Annotated in this window: 14 protein-coding genes; 6 read left to right on the top strand and 8 right to left on the bottom strand. The window is 72.5% G+C overall.

The genetic code is table 11. The features are described 5' to 3' along the window. Positions 1-1287 precede the first annotated feature (1287 nt). Both HUT19_RS38285 and HUT19_RS38280 read left to right on the top strand, forming a co-directional pair. Positions 1288-2742, top strand: a complete 1455-nt coding sequence (locus HUT19_RS38285) for a hypothetical protein (protein WP_176187804.1) — start codon at positions 1288-1290, stop codon at positions 2740-2742. 360 nt (positions 2743-3102) lie between these two features. After that, positions 3103-4863 carry an ATP-binding protein gene (locus HUT19_RS38280; protein WP_176187802.1) on the top strand — a complete coding sequence of 587 codons (1761 nt, stop codon included), beginning with the start codon at positions 3103-3105 and terminating at the stop codon, positions 4861-4863. Between the two features lie 98 nt (positions 4864-4961). Here the strand turns inward: HUT19_RS38280 and lpdA are convergent, their stop codons facing one another. Further along, entirely contained in the window at positions 4962-6362 is a 1401-nt protein-coding gene (lpdA, locus tag HUT19_RS38275; RefSeq protein ID WP_176185498.1) for a dihydrolipoyl dehydrogenase, read from the bottom strand. A gap of 30 nt (positions 6363-6392) precedes the next feature. Here lpdA and HUT19_RS38270 point away from each other — a divergent pair, with 30 nt between their 5' ends. Continuing rightward, the gene (locus HUT19_RS38270; RefSeq protein ID WP_176185496.1) at positions 6393-6767 is read left to right on the top strand and encodes an RNA-binding S4 domain-containing protein; all 375 of its coding nucleotides are present in this window, start codon (positions 6393-6395) and stop codon (positions 6765-6767) included. 42 nt (positions 6768-6809) lie between these two features. On the opposite strand, the gene HUT19_RS38265 is transcribed toward HUT19_RS38270, so the two are convergent. From HUT19_RS38265 to HUT19_RS38255, 3 genes are read right to left on the bottom strand one after another with little or no spacing between them, the layout of a single operon-like run. Continuing rightward, positions 6810-8087 carry an NAD(P)/FAD-dependent oxidoreductase gene (locus HUT19_RS38265; RefSeq protein WP_176185494.1) on the bottom strand — a complete coding sequence of 426 codons (1278 nt, stop codon included), beginning with the start codon at positions 8085-8087 and terminating at the stop codon, positions 6810-6812. Beyond that, the gene (locus tag HUT19_RS38260; protein WP_176185492.1) at positions 8084-9532 is read right to left on the bottom strand and encodes an NAD(P)/FAD-dependent oxidoreductase; all 1449 of its coding nucleotides are present in this window, start codon (positions 9530-9532) and stop codon (positions 8084-8086) included. Before HUT19_RS38260 ends, HUT19_RS38265 begins: the two co-directional genes overlap by 4 nt. A 39-nt stretch (positions 9533-9571) precedes the next feature. Then, complete coding sequence (locus tag HUT19_RS38255; protein ID WP_176185490.1) at positions 9572-11074, bottom strand: FGGY family carbohydrate kinase; 1503 nt, start codon at positions 11072-11074, stop codon at positions 9572-9574. Positions 11075-11419: 345 nt separating this feature from the next. Here HUT19_RS38255 and HUT19_RS38250 point away from each other — a divergent pair, with 345 nt between their 5' ends. Then, positions 11420-12427 (top strand): hypothetical protein, encoded by a 1008-nt coding sequence (locus HUT19_RS38250; RefSeq protein ID WP_176185488.1) that lies wholly within the window; start codon positions 11420-11422, stop codon positions 12425-12427. A 69-nt stretch (positions 12428-12496) separates the two neighbouring features. Further along, the gene (locus tag HUT19_RS38245; protein WP_176185486.1) at positions 12497-14017 is read left to right on the top strand and encodes an amino acid permease; all 1521 of its coding nucleotides are present in this window, start codon (positions 12497-12499) and stop codon (positions 14015-14017) included. A 28-nt stretch (positions 14018-14045) separates the two neighbouring features. On the opposite strand, the gene HUT19_RS38240 is transcribed toward HUT19_RS38245, so the two are convergent. Next, positions 14046-15293 (bottom strand): FAD-dependent oxidoreductase, encoded by a 1248-nt coding sequence (locus HUT19_RS38240; protein ID WP_176185484.1) that lies wholly within the window; start codon positions 15291-15293, stop codon positions 14046-14048. Between the two features lie 208 nt (positions 15294-15501). Here HUT19_RS38240 and HUT19_RS38235 point away from each other — a divergent pair, with 208 nt between their 5' ends. Then, positions 15502-16299, top strand: a complete 798-nt coding sequence (locus HUT19_RS38235; protein WP_254886015.1) for a peptidoglycan-binding protein — start codon at positions 15502-15504, stop codon at positions 16297-16299. 18 nt (positions 16300-16317) lie between these two features. On the opposite strand, the gene HUT19_RS38230 is transcribed toward HUT19_RS38235, so the two are convergent. The 3 genes from HUT19_RS38230 to HUT19_RS38220 form a co-directional block, all read right to left on the bottom strand. Next, positions 16318-17625, bottom strand: coding sequence for a CAP domain-containing protein (locus HUT19_RS38230; protein ID WP_176185482.1), 1308 nt, complete (start codon positions 17623-17625; stop codon positions 16318-16320). Between the two features lie 147 nt (positions 17626-17772). Continuing rightward, positions 17773-19245, bottom strand: coding sequence for an NAD-dependent succinate-semialdehyde dehydrogenase (locus HUT19_RS38225; protein WP_176185480.1), 1473 nt, complete (start codon positions 19243-19245; stop codon positions 17773-17775). Between the two features lie 31 nt (positions 19246-19276). Continuing rightward, positions 19277-20536 carry an aspartate aminotransferase family protein gene (locus HUT19_RS38220; RefSeq protein ID WP_176185478.1) on the bottom strand — a complete coding sequence of 420 codons (1260 nt, stop codon included), beginning with the start codon at positions 20534-20536 and terminating at the stop codon, positions 19277-19279. Between the last annotated feature and the right edge of the window lie 140 nt (positions 20537-20676).

The raw sequence follows: 20676 nt of genomic DNA, 5'->3' as shown, positions 1-20676 counted from the left end.
CCGGCGTTCACCGAGGCGGTGGTCCCCAAGGGCGCCCGGGCGGCGTTCCTGGTGCTGCTCGACGCCGCCGACACCGCGGCCCAGTGGCGGCTGCTGCCGCATCTGGACGCCCGCACCGCGTACGACCTGCTGGTGCTCGGCCGGTGGCGGACCGGGTGGCTGGAACGGGCGCTCACCGCCCCGGAACACCAGGAGCGGGTGCTGCTCTCCCGCCGCCGCGATCTGTCGGCGGAGGCGGTGACGGCGCTGGCGGCCCTGGACGATCCGGCGGTCAACGCGGGCCTGGTCTATCAGCGCGCGGCGAGCTGGGAGCAGCGGTTGGCGCTGGTCACCGGCAGGCCGTTCACACCGGGACGCACCGATCGGCTGCCGGTCGACGAGGCGCTCCGCGCGGACCTGGACCGAAGCACCCGCAGGGACCAGAAGGTGTGGTTCGCTCCCTGGATCGCCAGTGGCGACCCGTGGATGCTGGGGCGTGCTCTGGACCGGGTCTCGCTCTCCTCGCAGCATCTCCAGTGGCGGTTCGCGCTCGGGCTGTGGGAGCGTCAGGGGCCGGAGGAGGTCGGGGACCGGATTCCGGACTGGTTCCAGCCCACCGTGCGCACCACGGTCGCGGGTGCTGCTGGCGGACCCCGACCCGGACGGTGCGCTGGAGCGGTTGCGGGAGCTGGCGCGGAAGGCCGGGTCGGCCAAACAGCTGGCCGGGCGACTGCGCCATCCGACCATCGACCGCACCCTGGACTGGCTGCTGGCCGAGGGCTTCGTCTGGGACTGGGACACCCTGCTCGCGGAGCATCTGCGGGCGCCGCTGCCCTCCTACTACCTGTCGCAGCTGGCCGGACTCGACGGCTGTCCGGAGCTGTTGCGGCTGGCGGTCGCGCAGATGTCCCGTTCGGAGCAGACCGCCTACCGGAAGCTGACGGAGGGCGAGGACCCCTCGCGGGTGCTGGCCAAGGCTACGCTCTCGCTGCCCTACCGCGGGGTGTCCTGGGTGGAGTTGGCGGTCCGGCGGAACCTGCTGACCCACGCCGAGACGATGCGCACCGCCAAGCCCGCCCGGTGTGTGCTGACCCTCGTGGACCACGCGGAGGAGCGGGGCGAGGGGGACGGTGGCGGGGAGTATCTGGAGGCTCTGATCCGTCAGCATCTGGACGGCGGTGCGGAGGCGTGGACAATGGCGCTGCGCCTGCTCCCGGAGTTCACCGGCACCGTACCGGAGCTGTTGCGGACCGCGGCACTGGCGGCCCTGGCCCCCGTCGGGGCCGGAGCGGGGCGGGAGGGCGAGGCATGACGTGGGTGGCGGGGCGAAGCCGGCACACCCCGGTACGCCCGGTCGTGGATCTGGCCGACCGGCGGGCCCTGCTGGCCTGTCAGGTGGACGACCCGGAGGTGACCGAGGAGGGGCGCAGACTCAAGGAGGCGGCGCTGCTCGACTTCGGGGTCAGGGACAGCGTGGTGTCCTCGTGGCTGTACGCCAAGTGCCACTATCAGATCCCGACGGCAGCGGTGGACACCGCGGCGGTGGTGGCCACCGGCGACGGCAGCTGTCTGCTGCTGTACAACCCCGCGTTCTTCGTGGCCATCGGGGCGAGCGGGGTGCGGTTCGTGCTGTTCCACGAGGCGCGTCATCTGATCCACCGCCATCTGTACGTGGAGGAGGAGCTGCGCGCCGACCCCGTCTTCGATCTGGCGGCCGAAGTGGCGATCAACCATGTGGCGCTGGTCCGGCTGGGGCGCACCGAGCTGCCGACCCGCGCGGTGCCGGACGGCGAGGGGGGCGCCCGGCGTGAGCCGGTGGGGGTCGATCCGCGCGAGGTGCACCGGGATTATGTGGCCGATCTGCGGGAGCAGGGTCTTCAGCCGCTGTCCTACGAGGACTTCACCGTGACGGATCTGACGATCTACGGGGAGCTGAAGCGGATGCGCAACCCTCCGGTGCCACCGGTGCTGTGCGTCCACATGGGCGCGGACGGGGACGGGCGGGACAGGCTGCCCTTGGACGCGGAGACGGTGTCCTCGGTGGTGGACCGGACGCTGGCCGAGGCGATGCGCCGGGCGCTGCGCGGTGAGCCGCTTGCTCGCGATGAGCTGCTGGCCCTGGCGGACCGCAGTGCGGGAGGCGGCAAGCGGCTGGAAATGATGTGGGGCCGCATGGGGCTCGGCGCACTGCGCGGCGAGACCCAGCGGACCCGCAAGGTGGAGTGGTGGCGGCGCTGGCTCTCCGATGTGCTGGCGTCCAAGCTGCGGGAGGGCGATCGACTGGTCTACCCGAAGAAGCAGGGGGCGGTGCTGCTGGCGCTCGGGCATGATCCGATGCTGTCCCGGCGCGGTGCCGAGCGCACCAAGGTGGTGGTCGTGGCGCTGGACACCTCGGGGTCGATGCCCCAGCCGGTGGTCGACTGGATCACCTCGCTGGTGGGCCGGACCGAAGGGGTGGAGAGCCATTGGCTGAGCTTCGACGGGACGGTGATGCCCTTCGCTCCCGGGGAGCGGGTGCACGGCGGGGGCGGCACCAGCTTCCAGTCGGTCGTGGACTACGTCGAGGGGCGGCTCGCGGTGAACGGACGGCGGTTCGAGGAGCGCGCCGACGCGGTGATCATGGTCACCGACGGCTATGCGCCCGCCGTCACCCCGGAGCGGCCCGATCGATGGATCTGGCTGATCACTGATGGTGGCGACGACTGGCCGGAGCGACATGACCCGCCGATGGCCTGCCACCGCGTGATCACCGGCGACAGCTGAACGAGAAGTCCGTCGGACCGAGAAGTCCCTCCGCGCCCGGGCGCACGGGGACGCAGACAGAACAACCGGAACGGGATGAGGGAACAGGCCACCGTGAGCAGTGTGGACACAACGGCACCCGCGGGGAACGCGGCGGCGGAACAGCGGCAGCCGGCGGCGCAGCGGACCACCCGCACGAGGACGGGGACCAGCGGCGCGACGACCGCAAGCGCGAGGAGGACCACAGCGGTTGGCCGCGGCACGGCGGCACGCCACGACGGCACCGGGGACGGCTGGCGGGCCACCGCCACCTACCCCGAACCACCCCGGCGGACCGGTCCGGCCAGGGGCGGGCCACGGCTCGAGCGGTTCATCAGCGCCATGATCGCCATGGGGCAGACCGGACAGGTCTTCGGTGAGCACGGCATCGGGAAGACATCGACGTTCCTGTCCTACATACCGCGGGCGCATCCGGGCACCGAGGTGATCCTCGTCCCGGCGGCCAATCTGACCCCGGACGATCTGCTGGTGAACGCGCCGGTCCGGGACGACCGCACCGGGGAGCTGGTCCTCACTCAGCTGATGACGCGTCAGCTCGCTCCGGGGAGGCCCTTTGTGCTGCTGATCGACGACTCCTTGCAGGCCGGGGAGACCATCCAGTCGCAGTTGATGCAGATCGCCTGCAACTGGACGCTGGGCGAACACGATCTGCGGAAGCTGGGGTGCGTCGGTGTCTTCCTCGCGGACAACGAGTCCCTGGCCGAGACCAGCGCCCGCCGCAGCGATCTGGCCGTCCTGGACCGGATGGTCACCCTGCGGATCACGGCCAATGACACCGCCTGGCGGGAGAAGCTGGCCGAGCGCTACGAGGACTGGGACCTGACCGAGGTGTTCCGCGTCTGGGCCGGGCTGACCCCGTATCTGCGGTCGCTGCTGTCGCCCCGCACCCTCCAGCACATCCTGGACTGCGCCCGCGCCGAGTTCCCGCTCGCCTGGGGGCTGCCCCTGGTGGGCGGCGCGCGGCTGCGGCTGCGGGACCGCAAGGGCGACGGCACCCCGGGGCCGGACCGCACCACCGAGCTGCTGGACGCCATCGCCGCCGCCCTGGGCCGCCCCAACCCCGCTTCGGTCCCCGACCCGGTGCGCCGGATCCTGCGCACCGCGGTCCGGGAGAACTGGGCGGTACTGCTCCAGGGGCCGCCCGGCTGCGGCAAGACGGAGATCACCAAGACGGTGGTCCGCGAGGAGAGCGGCACCGACCCGGTGTACTTCTCGCTGCCGGTCACCAACGTCGAGGACCTGTGCGTACCGGTCCCCACCCCCGACGGCACCCTGGAGACCCTGCTCAGCCGCTCACTGACCGGCCCCGACCCCAAGGTGATCGTCTGGGACGAGTACAACCGGCCCAAGGACAAGGCCACGTTCGCCAAGCTGATGGAGATCACCCAGGAGTGGTCCCTGGCCGGGCGGCCGATCCCGGGGCTGCGCGCCCAGGTCGCGCTCCAGAACCCGCCGTACCACCTGGGCCGCAAGCTGCTGGTGAGCAGCAACAACGTGGCGCAGGCCAGCCGTTTCACGGTCAGCTACGAGGTGCGGCCGGAGGACATCCCCGCCAACGAGTGGCTGATCTCCACCTACGGCGAAGTGGCCGAGACGGTGCTCGACTGGTGGAAGAACGACATCGACGACGAGGGCCGGGACTGGATCACCAAGCGCACCCTGGAGCGGCTGATCAAGCTGCATCTGGCCGAACAGCCACTGGAGACGGGGCTGATCTACCTCGGCGAGGGCGAGTACGCACCGGTGCCGCTGTCCCGGCTGGAGGCGCGGCTCGCCGAGAGCACCGAGCGACGGGTCATCGGGCTGCGGGAGATCGCCAAGGACGTGGACCGCTGGGAGGCCCGGCTGGCCGCCGCGTCCGAGACCTCGGCCGAGGGCACCAATGACACCGATCTGGTGCACCAGGCGTTCGCCAACGCCGAGGTGTCCCAGCTGAAGCGGCACACCGAGGCGGTCGCACGGCTGCTGCGCCATCTGCCGCCCAAGCTGCGCGCCACCCATCTGGTGGGCCAGAGCGCGGAGCGGCAGCGCTTCTGGGTCGGCGCGCTGGCCCGGATGGCCGAGCTGCCTGCCACGGAGTGACCCCGGCGCAGGGTATGCCGGCCGGTCTATGGGACAGTTTCACATGAAACTTTCCTGCATATCTGCATACAACACACCGGACGGGAGCCGGTGCCGGATCACATGTTGACCATGTGCCCCGCCAGCCCGTGGACCGCCTCCTTGACGGCCTCGCCGAGCGTGGGATGGGCGTGCACGTTGCGCGCCACCTCGTGCACGGTCAGATCCCACTGCTGGGCGAGGGTGAGCTCCGGGAGCAGCTCGGTGACCTCGGGGCCGATGAGATGGCCGCCGAGCAGCTCCCCATGGCGGCCGTCGCTGATGAGCTTCACAAAGCCGACGGGGTCGCCCAGCCCGTGGGCCTTGCCATTGGCGCTGAACGGGAACTTGGCCACCCGCACGTCGAAGCCGCGCTCCCGTGCCTGGGCCTCGGTCCAGCCGAAGCTGGCGATCTGCGGCTGGCAGAAGGTGGCGCGCGGGATCATGACGTAGTCCAGCTCCATCGTCTCCGCGTCGGCGATGGTCTCGGCCGCGACGATGCCCATGGCCTCGGCCGCGTGCGCGAGCATCAGCTTGGCGGTGACGTCCCCGACCGCGAAGATGTGCGGCACGCTGGTGCGGCAGCGGCCGTCCACGTCGATGGCGCCGCGCTCGGTGAGCCGGACCCCGGTGTTCTCCAGGCCGTACCCCTCGACCCGGGGCCGGAATCCGATCGCCTGGAGCACCCGTCCGGCCTGGAGGGTCTGCCGCTGGCCACCCGTGGTGACCATGACCTTGACGGCGGGGCCCGCGTCGTTGATCGCCTCGACCCGGGTGGAGGTCAGCACGTGGATGCCCAGTTTGCGGTAGCGGCGCGCCAGCTCGGCGGAGACCTCCTCGTCCTCCAGGGGCACGATCCGGTCCAGGAACTCCACCAGCGTCACCTGCACGCCGTAGCTGTGCATGATGTACGCGAACTCCACGCCGATGGCGCCCGCGCCCGCGATCAGCACACTGCCGGGCAGGTCGGGCGAGAGGATCTGTTCCTCGTACGTCACCACGCGGTCGCTGAGCGAGGTGCCGGGCAGCAGATTGGTGGTCGTGCCCGCCGCGATCACACAGTGGTCGAAGGTCAGGTTCTCGATGCGCCCGTCGGCGAGCCCGACCCGCAGCTGATGGGGGCTGGTGAAACTGCCCCGTCCGTTGTACTGGGTGATCTTGTTCTTCTTCATCAGGTAGTGGATGCCGCGGACCCGGCCGTCCGCCACCTTCCGGCTGCGCTCGAACGCCGTGCGGTAGTCCAGGGTCACATCGCCGGTCACCCGGAACCCGAAGGTCGCCGCCTCATGGGTGAACAGATGGGCCAGCTCCGCGTTGCGCAGCAGTGCCTTGGACGGAATGCAGCCCACGTTCAGACAGACGCCGCCCCAGTAGCGTTCCTCCACGATGGCCGTGGTCAGACCGAGCTGAGCGGCGCGGATCGCCGCGACATAGCCGCCCGACCCCGCCCCCAGGACCACGACGTCGAAATGTGCGCTCATGCGTCGCACCTTAGACATTAGAGTCGGAGTATGGCTTCTGATGAGGGGTCCGTACGGGTGGACAGCTGGATCTGGTCCGTGCGGCTCACCAAGACGCGTTCCATGGCGGCCTCGGCCTGCCGCGCCGGTCACGTCCGCGTCAACGGCGAGCGGGTCAAGCCCGCCCACGTGGTGCGCGCCGGTGACGAGGTGCGGCTGCGCCATGGCGGGCGGGACCGGGTCGTGGTGGTGTCGCGGGTGGTGCGCAAGCGGGTCGGAGCGCCTGTCGCGGTGGAGTGCTACGTGGACAACAGTCCTCCTCCGCCACCGCGCGAGCACACGGTGCCGATCGGGCTGCGCGACCGGGGCACCGGGCGGCCGACCAAGCGGGACCGGCGGGAGATGGAGCGGCTGCGCGGTCTGTGAGCGCGCGGGAGGCCGCGGTGTCCCGGTCGCGGGTCGGCGCGGTCAGTCCACGGCGATCAGCACCGGTCCGCCGCGCGGATCCGCCGAGGCGATCCAGTCGGCGCCGAGGTGGAGCGGCCGGGCGGGTGCCACGGTGCGCGGCACCCACCGCCGGTGAAGCGTCCGGCCGTCCTGACGGACGGTGAGGACCGGCCGGGTCAGAAACGCGGCGGTGCGCAGGGTGAACCGGTCCAGTGGCGGACGAGGGCCGTCGGGGTCGATGCGGTTGGGCGCGATCCAGCGCAGTGGCGCGCGGACGCGCACCGGCAGCGGGTCGGCGGGCCATCGTCCGTCGGTCAGATGGCGCAGCACCGGTCCGGCCGCGAACCGGCCGTCCAGGGCGGCCACATCGGCCGTTTCGACGGGGTGCAGCAGATTGCCCACGGCGAACACCCCGGGCTCCCCGGTGCGGAACTCGGTGTCGGCCGCGGGGCCCCGGGTGCCGTGGTCGAGGGCGATTCCGGCGCTCCGGGCGAGTTCGTGGTCGGGGATCCAGTCTCCGGTGAAGACCACGGTGTCGCAGGCGATGGTCGCGGTCCTGCCGTCGCGGTGGCGCACCCGCACACCGTCCAGCCGCCCCCGTCCGGTCAGCCCGGTCACGGTGGTGTCGGTGAGCAGCGGGAAGGGGCGGCGCAGCCGGGCCCCGATGTCGAACGCGGACACGGTCTGGTGGTGCGGGAGAGCGGTGACCATGGCGGCCACCTCGGCCCCGGCGTGGCGGAGGGTGAGGACGGCCGAGTAACTGATGTGTTCGGCGCCGACCACCACCGCCCGGCGGCCGACGGTCTGGTGGTGCACATGGACGGCCTGCTGGAGCCCGCCGGTGGTGAGCACACCCGCCGGGCGGTCGCCGGGGACCAGCCGTGCGTCGCGCGGGCGTTCACGGGCGCCGGTGGCGAGGACCACGGCCCGGGCGGTGATGCGTTCCAGACCACCGGGGCCGGTGGTGTCCAGGGTGCGCGGGCCCGCCCATCCGGTGGCGGTGACACCGGTGCGCAAGCGCGCTCCGGCGCGCAGGGCGGTGGCGATGTGGTGACGGGCGTAGTCCGGGCCGTTCATCATTCGCCGCAGATCGCGCAGTCCGAATCCGGTGTGGTGGCAGTGGCGGGGGATGCCGCCCGCGTGCCGTTCGCGGTCCAGCACCTCGACCCGGTCCAGCCCGGCGGCGGCCAGCCGGGCGGCGACGGCGAGACCGGCCGGTCCGGCGCCGACGACCAGCACATCGACGGTGCGCGGGCGGCGGCCGGGGGCGGCGGTGGCGGGCTCGGTCGGAGTGGTCATCGCCGGACCTCCTTCGGTGCCGTGCCGGGGGTGCGGGGAGGTGCGCCGGGGCCGCCGTGCGCCTCGAACTGGGCGCGTACGGCGGCTCCGCAGGAGAACCCCTGGCAGCGGCCGCCGAGTGCGCGCGTACGGCGCTGGAGGCCGCCGAGGGAGCCCGGTGGCACGGTGCTGGTGAGCGCGTCGCGGATCTCGCCGCGGGTGACGCGTTCGCAGTGGCAGACGACGGTGCCGTAGGCGGGGTCGGCGGCGATGAGGTCGGCCCGCTGGTAGGGGCGCGGAAACGCCTCGCCGATGTTGGGCATCCGCACCGGCTCGAGCTTCCGCGCGGGGCCGGGGTCCAGTCCGCAGCCGGTGAGGAGTTCGGCCACATGGGCGGCGATGGCCAGGGAGGCGGTCAGCCCGGTGGAGCGGATGCCGCCGACGGTCACATAGCGCTGCTCGGGGTGGGCGCGGATCCGGTAGTCGCCGTGTCCGGTGGCGGCGCGCAGTCCGGCGTAGACCGCGGTGACCTCCTCGTCCAGCAGCTCGGGCATGATGCGTGCGCCCTTCTCGCGGAGGAGGGCGAGCCCTTCGGCCGTCGATCCGGTGGCCTGCTTGTCGTCGAGGTCCTCGGCGGTGGGCCCGAGCAGCACATTGCCGTAGACGGTCGGCGCGACCAGCACCCCCTTGCCGAGTGCGGTGGGCACCGGCAGCAGGATGTGGTTCACCAGGCCGCGGGCGAACTTGTCGAAGACGATGAGCTGGCCGCGGCGCGGGGTCACCCGGAACTCGGTGTGGCCGAGCAGCCGGTCGATCTCGTCGGCGTACAGGCCCGCGGCGTTGACCAGATGGCGGGTGCGCAGCACACCGCGGGTGGTGGCCACCTCGTGGGGTTCGCCGGTGGTGACGGCCCGCACCGCGCAGTGCAGATGGAGGTGGACACCGGCGCGCACCGCCTGGGTGGCGTAGGCGAGCGTGGTCGTCCAGGGGCAGATGACGCTCTCGCCGGGGACGTGGAGTGCGCCGAGGGCGCCCGGCCCCAGACGCGGTTCCCGGGCGTAGACCGCGTCTGCGCCGAGGATCCGGGTCTCGTGGCAGCCGTTGCGCACGGCCTTCTCGGCGAGTGCCGGGAGCGCTGCGAGCTGTTCGGTGTCCCAGGCCGCCAGGAGGGCGCCGAGCCGCTCGACCGGGATGCCCGCCTCGGTGGCGTACGCGTTCAGCCGCCGGTGGCCGTCGCGCACCAGCCGGGCCTCCAGGGTGTCCGGGGTGGCGTCGAAACCGGTGTGCAGAATCGCGGTGTTGGCCTTCGACGTGCCGTTGCCCACGTCGTCGGACGCCTCGAGGAGGGCGATCCGCAGCCGGTGTCCGGCCAGTTCGCGGGCGATGGCGCTGCCGACCACCCCGGCGCCGACGATGGCCACGTCGTAGACCTCGTCCGGGAGGTCGCCCGTGGTCGTGACGGTCATGCTGGTCCCTTGCTCGCTGCGGCTCGTGTGCGGTGGCGGTCACCCGGCGCCGGGCGGGGCGGCCGGTGGCGCGGGCTCCGGCAGCGCGGCCACGGCCGAGCGGAAGCGGGCCAGCCGTTCGGCGGCCTGGGCCGCGCCGATCCGCGGCTCGTAGACGGCGGACGGCTCCCAGGCCGGGACGGCCCGTTCGACGTCGAGGCCGGGGTCCCGTCCCATCCGGGCGGCGGCGGCCACGCCCAGCGCGGTGACATCGGGCAGGGCGGACACCTCGACGGGCCGTTGCAGCAGATCGGCCTGGGTCTGCATGAGGAGGGCCGAACGGGTCAGCCCGCCGTCGACCCGAAGGCTCGTCAGCGGCGCGCCCAGGTCGGCGGAGGCGGCGGTGGCGATCTCGGCGACCTGGGCTGCGATGCCCTCGCACAGCGCGCGCACCAGATGGCCCGCGGTGGTGTCCAGGCCCAGCCCGGTCAGCGAGCCCCGTGCGTCGCCGCGCCACCACGGCGCCGCGAGTCCGGCGAGCGCCGGTACGAAGGTGACTCCCCCGGTGTCCGGCACACTTCCGCCGACAGGATCGAGGTCCCCGGCCCCGCCGATCACCTTGAGGTCGGTGAGCCAGCGCACCGCGGAGGCGGCGGTGTACACCTGCCCGTCCAGGCAGTAGCTGGTGCGCCCGCCGAGCCGCCACGCGACACAGCTGACCAGGCCGTGGCTGCCGCGGCGGGGCCGGGGGCCGGTCTGGGCGAGGAGGAAGGCGCCGGTGCCGTAGGTGCACTTGGCGGTGCCCGCCCGGGTCACCCGCTGGGCCAGCAGGGCGGCCTGCTGGTCGACGAGCAATCCGGTGAGGGGGATCTCGGGGCCGAAGGCGGTGGTGGTGCCGACCGCGGTGTCGGCGTCGACGACCCGCGGCAGCCGCTCGGCGCTCAGCCCGTAGAGGTCCAGGGCCTTCGGGGACCACTCCACCCGGTCCAGGTCGAGCAGCTGGGTGCGGCCCGCGGTGGCGGCGTCGGTGACAAACGCTCCGGTGAGCCGGTGCACCAGCCAGACGTCGCTGGTGGTGACCACACCTTCGCGGGTGAGGTGGCGGCGGATCCACGCCATCTTGGGCGCCGCGAAGTACGGGTCGAGCGGCAGCCCGGTCAGTTCGCGCAGGGTGTCCGCGTGCGGTGCGAGGTCGGCGCACACCGTCTCGGCCCGCCGGTCCTGCCACACCAGCGCGTCGGTCAGCGGAGTGCCGGTGGCGGGGTCCCAGGCGAGCACGGTCTCGCCCTGGTTGGCCAGACCGACCGCCACGACCGGTTCCCCCGCCGCCGCGAGCGCCTGGCGTCCGGCCTCGACGACCGAGGTGAGCAACGCCGCGGGGTCCACCTCGACCAATCCGCCGGGCAGGAAACGGGGGCGCACGGTGGCCGCACCGTTACCGATCACACCGCGCTCGGGACAGACGACCAGTGCCTTGGTGCCCGAGGTGCCCTGGTCGACGGCGAGCACCGGCCCGCTCGGGGAGCCGGCCGGGGTGGGGGTGCGGCGCTCTGCTGGCAGCATGTCCCTTTCTCCACAGGGGAGTTCGCCGATCGCGTTCCCCCGATCGGGGGTTGGTCGATCGTGGGGTGATCGATCGGGGGTCGGTCGATCGTGGTGGGTTTCGATGATCGCGCGCAAAAGCCTGGTGGCAGGGTCCGTGCGACGTCAAGGGCGCCCCCGAACCGGTGCCAATTCTCCACACCACCGGCCGAGTGCGGCCGGCCGCGGGATACGCGGTCATGTACCGGACACAGCGATGCCCTAGGATCCCCCACATCCCGATAACCAGCCGCCACTTGATGCCCCATCAGTAACTTCAGCACCACGTCCGGCACGTCCACGTCAGCTCCGCAGGAAAGTCATCCGATGGCCGAGGAAGAGTTCCGCCCCGTCTACCACCCGGCGGGTTACGACGACGGGCTGCGCATCGCCTTGCAGGACCTGCGGACCGGCCGCTGGATCTCGATGCGCAACCTGCTGGCGGAGACCCCGACCTGGGCGCTGTGGACCCAGCGCACCCAGGTGCTGGCCGCGGTGGCCGCCGGATCCAATGTGGTGGACGCGTGGCGAGCCGAGGAGCCGCGGAGCGTGGCGGCGCTGGTGATGCACACCCGGGTGGTGGTGGAGCGGGCGGTCCGCGCCCACCGGGAGGGACACCAGCGCACCCAGGAGCTGTGGCAGGAGGCGTGGGAGTCCTGCCGGATGGCCGCGCACAACTCAGCGGCGGACCCCGTGCCCTGGGTGTGTCTGCTGGCCCTGGCACAGCTCGACACCGGGCAGCGGATGGCGGAGCACCGGACGGAGCCGCCGGGGCCGCTGCTGTTCCCCGGCCCCTGGGGGCTGCTGGCGGAGGCCGACCGGCGCGATCCGTACAACCGCGAGGCGTACCACCGGATGCTCCAGTTCGTGTACATGCGGCGGGCCGGCGGTTCGCTGGCCGAGGCGGTCAACTTCGTGCAGTGGGTGGTCTCGGGCGCGCCCGAGGCGTCACCGCTGCATGTGCTGCCGCTGTACGTCCACGTCGAGCGGTACCGGGAGGAGCGCGGCTTCGAGAAGGCGCTGGATCTGCACTGGGCCACCGAGGACGCGGTCCGGGACGCGAACAGGGCGCTGCACGGCTGGTTCGACCACACGGACCGGACCACACGTTCCCCGCTGGACCTCAACCATCTGGCGCACGCGCTCTGGGGAGCGCTGCAATTCCCCGACGCCGCCCGCGTGTTCGAGGCACTCGGGCCGTACTTCACCCCGCTCCCCTGGGCCTATCGCACCCCCGACCCGGCGGACCGCGCACTGGCCGAGGATACGTTCCTGCGCGCCCGCGTCCGCAGTCTGGCGGGCGCCGGCGGGTCCAGATCCGGGCCGAACGGCTGAGCGTCACCGCTCGGCCCTCCTCCACCTTCCGTTGAACGCTCTCCGCTTTCCGATTCCGGAGGTACCTTCATGTCCACGGCATGGTCGCAATCGGGGCACGCCCCCCAGCACGACGAAGAGCAGCGGCTGCGGGAACTCGGCTATCAGCCGGTCCTGGCCCGCCGGATGGGCGGCTTCGGCAACTTCGCCATCAGTTTCTCGGTGATCTCGATCCTGTCCGGCTGTATGACGCTGTACGGCTTCGGGCTGAGCACCGGCGGTCCGGCGGTGATGCTGTGGGGCTGGGCCGGAGTCGGCCTGTTCGTGCTGTTCGTCGGGCTGGCGCTGGCGGAGGTGACCAGTGCGTATCCCACCTCCGGTGCGCTGTACTACATGGCCGACCGGCTCGGCGGCCGGGCCTGGGGCTGGTACACCGGCTGGCTCAACCTCCTGGGACTGCTGGGAGCGATCGCCGGAATCGACTACGGCGCCGCGCTGTTCACCGGCGCCCTGTTCCAGCTCCAGTGGGGTTTCGATCCCACCCCGGAATCGACCATGGTCATCTTCGCCTGCATCCTGCTGCTGCACGCGGTGCTGAATCTGTTCGGGGTGCGGCTGGTCAGTGTGCTCAACTCGATCAGTGTGTGGTGGCATCTGGTGGGTGTGGCCGTGATCGTCGGGGCGCTGGCGGTCGTCCCGTCCCACCACCAGTCGCCGGAGTTCGTGTTCACCGAGTTCGTCAATGACACCGGCTGGTCGAATCCCCTGTATGTGGCGGCGATCGGGCTGCTGCTCGCGCAGTACACCTTCTCCGGGTACGACGCCTCCGCGCATCTGTCCGAGGAGACCTCCAACGCCTCGGTGTCCGCCGCGCGCGGGATCGTCCGGGCCATCTGGGTGTCCTGGGCCGCCGGGTTCGTGCTGCTGGCCGGGCTGACGTTCGCCATCCAGGACTACGCCGGGACCCAGAACAGTGACACCGGGGTGCCCCCGGCGCAGATCCTCATCGACGCCCTCGGCACCGGCGGTGCCACCGCCATGCTGCTCATCGTCATCGTGGCGCAGCTGTTCTGTGGCAACGCCGAGGTGGCGGCGGCCAGCCGGATGGTGTTCGCGTTCAGCCGCGATGGCGCGCTGCCGGGGTCCCGGATGTGGCAGCGGGTGAGCTCCCGTACCCAGACCCCGGTACACGCGGTGTGGCTTTCGGTGGTGGTCGCCTGTGTGCTGGCGCTGCCGTCTCTGTACTCCAAGACCGCCTACGGCGCGGTGACGGCGATCAACGTCATCGGGATCACGCCCGCCTACGCCATCCCGGTCTTCCTGCGGCTGCGCGCCGGGGACCGGTTCCGTCCGGGGCCGTGGCAGCTGGGCCGCTGGAGCAAGCCGGTGGGCTGGGTGGCGGTGGTGTGGGTCGCCTGCGTGACGGTGCTGTTCTGTCTGCCGCAGTCCAGCCCGGTGACGGTCGACTCCATGAACTACGCCGCCATCGCCCTGGCGGTAGTGCTGCTCCTGGCCACCGTCTGGTGGTTCGTCGCCCGCCGCTCGTACCGGACCCCCACCGGTTACGGGACCGCCCGTGAGCAGGCGGAGATCGCGGAGGGCATCGTCTGAGCGGTCCGGCTCCGTGCGCTCGCCCGGTTCAGTCCGGGCGCCGCAGCGACACGGCGGGCGGGCGCTCGCGCATCGCGCCGTAGGCGAGGAAGTACGCGGGCGCCCGCTTGAGCCATGGCGCCTTGGTCAGCAGATCGGCCAGCCGCAGGGGGCGTACTTCCTTGCCGACCGGTGAACGTCCGCTGAGCAGCGGTTCGATGACCCGGGCATGGGCGAGCCGCTGGAGTGCCTGGGTCGCGACCGTGGTCGGCCACCGGCGGCGCTGGACCGCGCGGACGTCGCCCAGCCCGACGGTGCCCTCGCACAGGGGCCCGACGAGATGGCGGGCGGCGGCGACGGCGTCCTCGACGGCGAGGTTGATCCCGATCCCGAAGACGGGCGACATGGCGTGCGCGGCGTCGCCGATGCACAGCAGTCCGGGGCGGTGCCAGCGGTGGAGCCGTTCGAGCCGTACGTCCAGCAGCTTCACCTCGTCCCAGGACTTCAGCTCCGGCTCGCGGTCGGCGATCCAGGGGTTCGCCTCGGCGAAGTCGGCCAGGAACCGGTCGAGACCGGCGGCGCGGCGTTCCTCGTCGCGGCCCTTGGGGATGAGGACGGCGCACTGCCAGTAGTCGCCGCGGTCGATCATGGCGGTCACGAAGCGGTCACCCGCGTTGGCCACCGCGCCTTGCGGATCGGACTCCCGCCGCGGCAGCCGGAACCACCAGGCGTCCATCGGGCAGGGGAAGGCGCGCAGCCCCAGTTCGGGCAGGGCCCTGGCCAGCGAGCTCCGGCCGTCGCAGGCCACCGTGAGGGTGGCACGCAGCTCACCGGTGGCACCGCCGCCGGTGCGCTCGCGATAGCGCACCCCGGTGATCCGTCCGCCCTCCCGGAGGAAGGAGGTGGCCTCGGTGTTCATCCGCAGCCGGAAGGAGGGCTCCCGCGCGGCCTCGTCCGCCAGCAGGTTCAGCAGGTCCCACTGCGGCACCATGGCCACGTAGTTGTACGGGCCCGAGAGCGCGCCGATGTCACCCACGGTGACCAGATCGCCGCCCGGCCCGATGGGCAGCCGGACGGTGCGGACATGCCTCTGGGGCAGCGCGGCGAACCGCTCGGACAGGCCCAGGTCCTCCAGCAGGGCCAGGGTGCTGGGGTGCACCGTGTCACCGCGGAAGTCGCGCAGGAAGTCCCCGTGCTTCTCCAGGACGGTCACCTCGACGCCCGCTCTGGCCAGCAGCAGACCGAGGACCATCCCGGCGGGGCCGCCGCCCACCACACAACATGTGGTCCGTTCCATCACAATGCGCTCCCTTCGATGTGTCAGGAGACAGGGCAACACTTCGGGATGCGTACCCCGGGGAGCCACGCCATACCGACGCCCGGTGCCGGGAATGGTGAGACCAGTGAGATCACTGATTCGCGGCCTTCGATGAACGCTCCGCTTGAGACGTCCCGGACTTCCGTCCGTATGTCCGCTTGACGGTGTGGGCGCAGAAGGAGGTTGTATGGCAGCCGAACACGATCCCGGCCGGCGGATCGGGAGTGAGATGAGCCGGCCGACCGGCACCTTCCGTTCGGTCCCCGCGCCCGGCCCGGTCCCGGCACCCCGCGCGGCGCGGGAACCGGACGCGGAGCCGGGCCCTCCGGTCGAGGAGTGGATGGAGGATCTGCAGCTGTTCCGCCCGCCCGGTGCCGCGCTGCCGCCGGACGCCCACCGGATGGCCGAGGCCGACACCCAGGAGATGGAGCCCGGGCCGGGGATGCCCGGGTCCTGGGACGCGGTGCCCACCGCTCCCGCGTTCGCGCCCGACCCCGTTCCCTTCCCCGAACCCGGCCCGGTGGTGGGGCGCCGCTCCCGGGCCGCGGCGCTGCTCGTGGGCGGGCTCGGTGCGGGGGTCGCGCTGACGCTCGCCCTGGTGCTGCCCCGGGACGCGGCGACGGGCGCGGCGCCTCCGGTGACGGGAGGGGTGAGTTCGCCGCCCGCCGCCGGGGGCTCCTCCACCGCGCCCACGCCGCCCGCCACACCGCCGTCGCAGCCCCCGACGCAGACACCGGACGGGCAGTGGCAGCAGCAGGCGCATCCGAACATCCTGACGCTCGGGGACAGCGGCCCGCCGGTCACCGAGCTCCAGACCCGGCTGCTGCGGATCCCGGACGTGTATCAGGGCGGGCAGGTCAACGGCCAGTACGACCAGACCCTCGCGGAGGCCGTGTCCCGCTTCCAGATCCTGAACGGGATCCGCGGGGACGCGAACGGGGTGTACGGGGACGCCACCCGGCGCATTCTGGAGTCGCGCACCTGAGCGGCCCCGCCCCTGTCGTCAGACGCCGCCGAAGACCTGGGTCCAGTAGGTGCCGGCCCGGCTGCCGGTGGTGTAGCCGACGCCGATGTGGGTGAAGTCGGGCTTGAGGATATTGGCGCGGTGACCCGGACTGTCCATCCAGCCGCGCACGACCTCCGCCGCGGAGCGCTGGCCACAGGCGATGTTCTCACCGATGCCCCGGTGGCCGGCCCCGGCGGCGCGGGCCCGGTCCCAGGGCTGCTGCCCCTCGGGCCCGGTGTGGGAGTAGAAGTCGCGGGCGACCATGTCGTCGCTGTGCCGCTGCGCGGCCGTCGTCAGCCGCGGCTCGGGGGTGAGCGGGGCGAGGCGGGCGGCGGCCCGCTCGGCGTTGGTGAGCGCGATCACCTCGGAGGTGAGCCGGCCCAGACCGTCCGGGGTGAACGGCCGGGCCCACACCGCCGTCCAGAAGATGTCCCCGCCGGGGCCGACCGCCCGGCCGAGCCCGATGTGGACCACGGCCGGGTCGCCGAACGGGCCGCGGCGCTCCGCGTCCGACAGGCAGTAGTCCACGAACCCCTCGGGCGTGCGCGGTCCGGAGATCAGGTGCTCATCGACCGTCAGACAGCGGTAGCCCGCGGTGGCGATCCGGTGGAACAGCGAGATGCCGTCCGGGCCCTCCATGGCCAACCGCCCGGCGGTGGCCATGGCCCCGGCGTGCGCCTCGGCCGCGGCGGTGAGCCGTGTGTCGAGGGTCAGCGGTGGCGCTCCGGCCCGTGCCCGCGCCGCGTTCACCACCTCCAGCGGTCCTCCCGGCGCGGAGCGCTGCCCCTGGGGCGGGGACGGTGCCGGGGCTGCGGGCCGGGGCCCGTCGTCGGCGACATCGACACCGAAGTCCCGGGCCAGCCCGGCCAGTCCGTCGGCGTATCCCTGGCCGAGCGCCCGCACCTTCCACCGGCCGCCGCGCCGGTAGACCTCGGCCAGCAGCAGCAGGGTCTCCTGGGCGGGGCGCGGCGGGGTGAACCGGGCGACCGGCACCCCGCCGTCCGCCAGGACGGTCAGCGCGGGCACCGGCAGCCGCCCGAGCGGGGTGGCGGGGTCGGCGGGGCTGACGACGACGGTGATCCGCTCGGCGTCCGGGCGCAGCCGCCGGGGGTGGAGGGCGAGGGTGTCGCCGTGCAGCCGCGCGCCGGGCGCCGAGGGCTGGTTGAAGAAGACGAAGTCGGCGTCGCCCGCGACCTTTCCGTCCGCACCGGTGATCAGCGCGGACAGGTCGAAGGGGCCGGGCACCCGGATTGTCAGCGCGCCGTCGGGCAGCGCCAGATTGCCGCCGGGGACCAACTCGCCCATGTCCGCTCCTCACCACCGCGTTCATGGGGGCAACGCCCCGGCCGCACCGCTGGTTCCGGACGGTCCGGTCAGCGGGTGTACGGCGGTGCGCCCGCCCCGGGCCGTGGGGCCGGGGCGGGCGCGGGGCGGTTGGTTCGGGCGGTGCGGTCAGACCGGGACCGCGACGTACTTGTACTCCAGGAACTCGTCGATGCCGACCCGGCCGCCCTCGCGGCCGAGCCCGGACTGCTTGACCCCGCCGAAGGGAGCCGCCGGGTTGGAGACCAGACCGGTGTTGAGGCCGACCATGCCGACCTCGAGCCGTTCGCTCATCCGCAGCGCGCGGTTCAGCTCCTGGGTGAACACATAGCCCACCAGCCCCCATTCGGTGGCGTTGGCCGTGGCGACGACCTCGTCCTCGTCGTCGAAGGTGAGGATGGCCGCGACCGGTCCGAAGATCTCCGTCTCCATCAGCCGGCTCGCGGGGTCCACTCCGGTGAGCACCGTGGGCGGGTAGAAGCAGCCGGGCCCCTCCGGGGCGCTGCCGCCGATCAGTACCTCGGCGCCGCGGGCCACCGCGTCGGCGACCAGGTCCTCGACCTTCTCCCGGCCGGCCCGGTCGATGAGGGGACCCACGTCGACACCGGGGCGGCTGCCGGGCCCCACCTCGAGCGCGCCCATCCGGCGGGCGAGCCGGCCGGCGAACTCGGCGGCGACGGACCGGTGGACGAAGAACCGGTTGGCCGCGGTGCACGCCTCCCCCATGTTGCGCATCTTGGCGATCATGGCGCCCTCGACCGCGGCATCGAGATCGGCGTCGTCGAAGACGATGAAGGGAGCGTTGCCGCCGAGCTCCATGGAGGTGCGGACGACGGCGGGCGCGCACTGGGCCAGCAGGGTGCGCCCGACCTGGGTGGAGCCGGTGAAGGAGAGCTTCCGGATCTGCCCGCCGGTCAGCAGCGGCTCCACCACCTCTCCGGCACGTGAGGTGGTCACCACGTTCAGTACGCCCGGCGGGAGCCCGGCCTCCTCCAGGATCCCGGCGAGGGCGAGGCTGGACAGCGGTGTCTGGGGTGCGGGCTTGAGCACCATGGTGCAGCCCGCGGCGATCGCCGGGCCGATCTTGCGGGTGCCCATGGCGAGCGGGAAGTTCCACGGGGTGATGAGCAGACAGGGGCCGACCGGGCGGCGCATGAGCAGCATGCGGTTCCTGCCGTCCGGCATCGTGGCGAACCCGCCGTCGATACGGACGGCCTCCTCGGAGAACCAGCGGAAGAACTCGGCGGCGTAGGCGGCCTCGCCGCGCGCCTCGGCCAGCGGTTTGCCCATCTCGGCCGTCATCAGGGCGGCCAGCACGTCGGCGCGCTCGAGGATCAGCTCATAGGCGCGGCGCAGGATCTCGCTGCGGGCCCGGGGCGCGGTGGCGGCCCACTTCTCCTGGGCGTCCACGGCGGCGGCCAGGGCGCGCTGCCCGTCCGCGGGGCTCGCGTCGGCGACCTCGCACAGCGCCTCGCCGGTGGCCGGGTCGTCGACCGGCATGGTCAGGCCACCGGCCGCGTCGGACCACGATCCGGCGATGTAGAGCTTCTTGGGCACCCTGGCGAGGACGTCGTCCGCGGCGGGGAACGAGGGGGTGGACATGGCGGCAGTCTCCTTCGAGGTCCGGGGCGCGTCAGGAGGCCGCGGTTCCGGCGCTCACGGCGGCGGACCAGGCGCGCAGACCCTCGTCGATCGCCGCTTCGTCGACGACCAGGGCGGGGATCATCCGGACCACATGGTTCCAGGCGCCGCACAGCAGCAGCAACAGCCCTTCGTCCACCGCGGCCTTCTGGACCCGGGCGGCGGTGGCCGGGTCCGGCTCGCCGTCCTCGGTGACGAACTCGCTGGCCTGCATCAGCCCGAGTCCGCGGACATCGCCGATGGCGGGGGTCTTGGCGGCCACGTCCTCGAGCCCGCTGCGCAGCCGCGCCCCCATGGCCGCGGCGTTGGCGACGAGGTTCTCCTCGCGTACCACGTCGAGGGTGGCGGCCGCGGCGGCGCACGCCACCGCGTTGGCGCCGTAGGTGCCGCCCTGGGAGCCGGGCCAGGCCTTGCTCATCAGCTCCTCGGAGGCCGCGATGCCCGACAGCGGGAAGCCGCTGGCCAGGCCCTTGGCGGTGACCAGGATGTCGGGGCGGACCCCGAAGTGATCATGTCCCCAGAACCGGCCGGTGCGGCCGACGCCGGTCTGCACCTCGTCCAGGATGAGCAGGAAGCCGTGGCGGTCGGCCCGCTCGCGCAGTCCCTGGAGGAAGCCCTCGGTGGCGGGCACATAGCCGCCCTCGCCGAGCACCGGTTCGACGATGACCGCCGCGGTGTCGTCCGGGTGGGAGATGCTCTGGAGGACGTAGTCCAGCTCCCGCAGGGCGAACCTCGTCGCGGTCTCCTCGTCCCATCCGTACCGGTAGGCCGTGGGGAACGGGGTCACCACGACACCGCTCATCAGGGGCGAGAAGCCGGAGCGGAAGCGGGTCCCGGAGGTGGTCATGGACGCGGTGGCGACGGTACGGCCGTGGAAGCCGCCGTGGCACACCAGGACGTTCGGCCGTCCGGTGGCCTGACGGGCGAGCCGCAGGGCCGACTCCACCGCCTCGCTGCCCGAGTTGGCGAAGAACAGACTGTCGAGCCCCGGCGGCAGCACCTCGCCCAGCTTCTCGACCAGCCGCCGCAGCGGCGGGTGCATCACGGTCGTGTACTGGCCGTGGATGAGGGTGCCCACCTGCTCCTGCGCCGCGGCGACGACCCGCGGATGGCAGTGGCCGGTGCTGGTGACACCGATGCCCGCGGTGAAGTCGAGATACCGCCGGCCGTCCTCGCCGTCGACATGGACGCCCTCTCCACGGACGGCAACCACCGGAGTGGCCTGGCGAAGCTGCGGCGACAGATTGGTCATGTTCTCTCCCACACCCAACAGGTCGGCGTTTGCGCGGACTCTTCGAGCGTGAGGGAGCGGACCGGGCCAAGACAATGATCATTGTGTCGCTCTGTGGTGATCGGTATGGACGATCTGTCAACGACACCGCACGGGCACCG

The organism is Streptomyces sp. NA02950, from assembly GCF_013364155.1.
Taxonomy (GTDB): Bacteria; Actinomycetota; Actinomycetes; order Streptomycetales; family Streptomycetaceae; genus Streptomyces.
The sequence above is the reverse complement of the archived record's forward strand: the minus strand, read 5'-3'. Positions and strand labels throughout refer to the sequence as shown.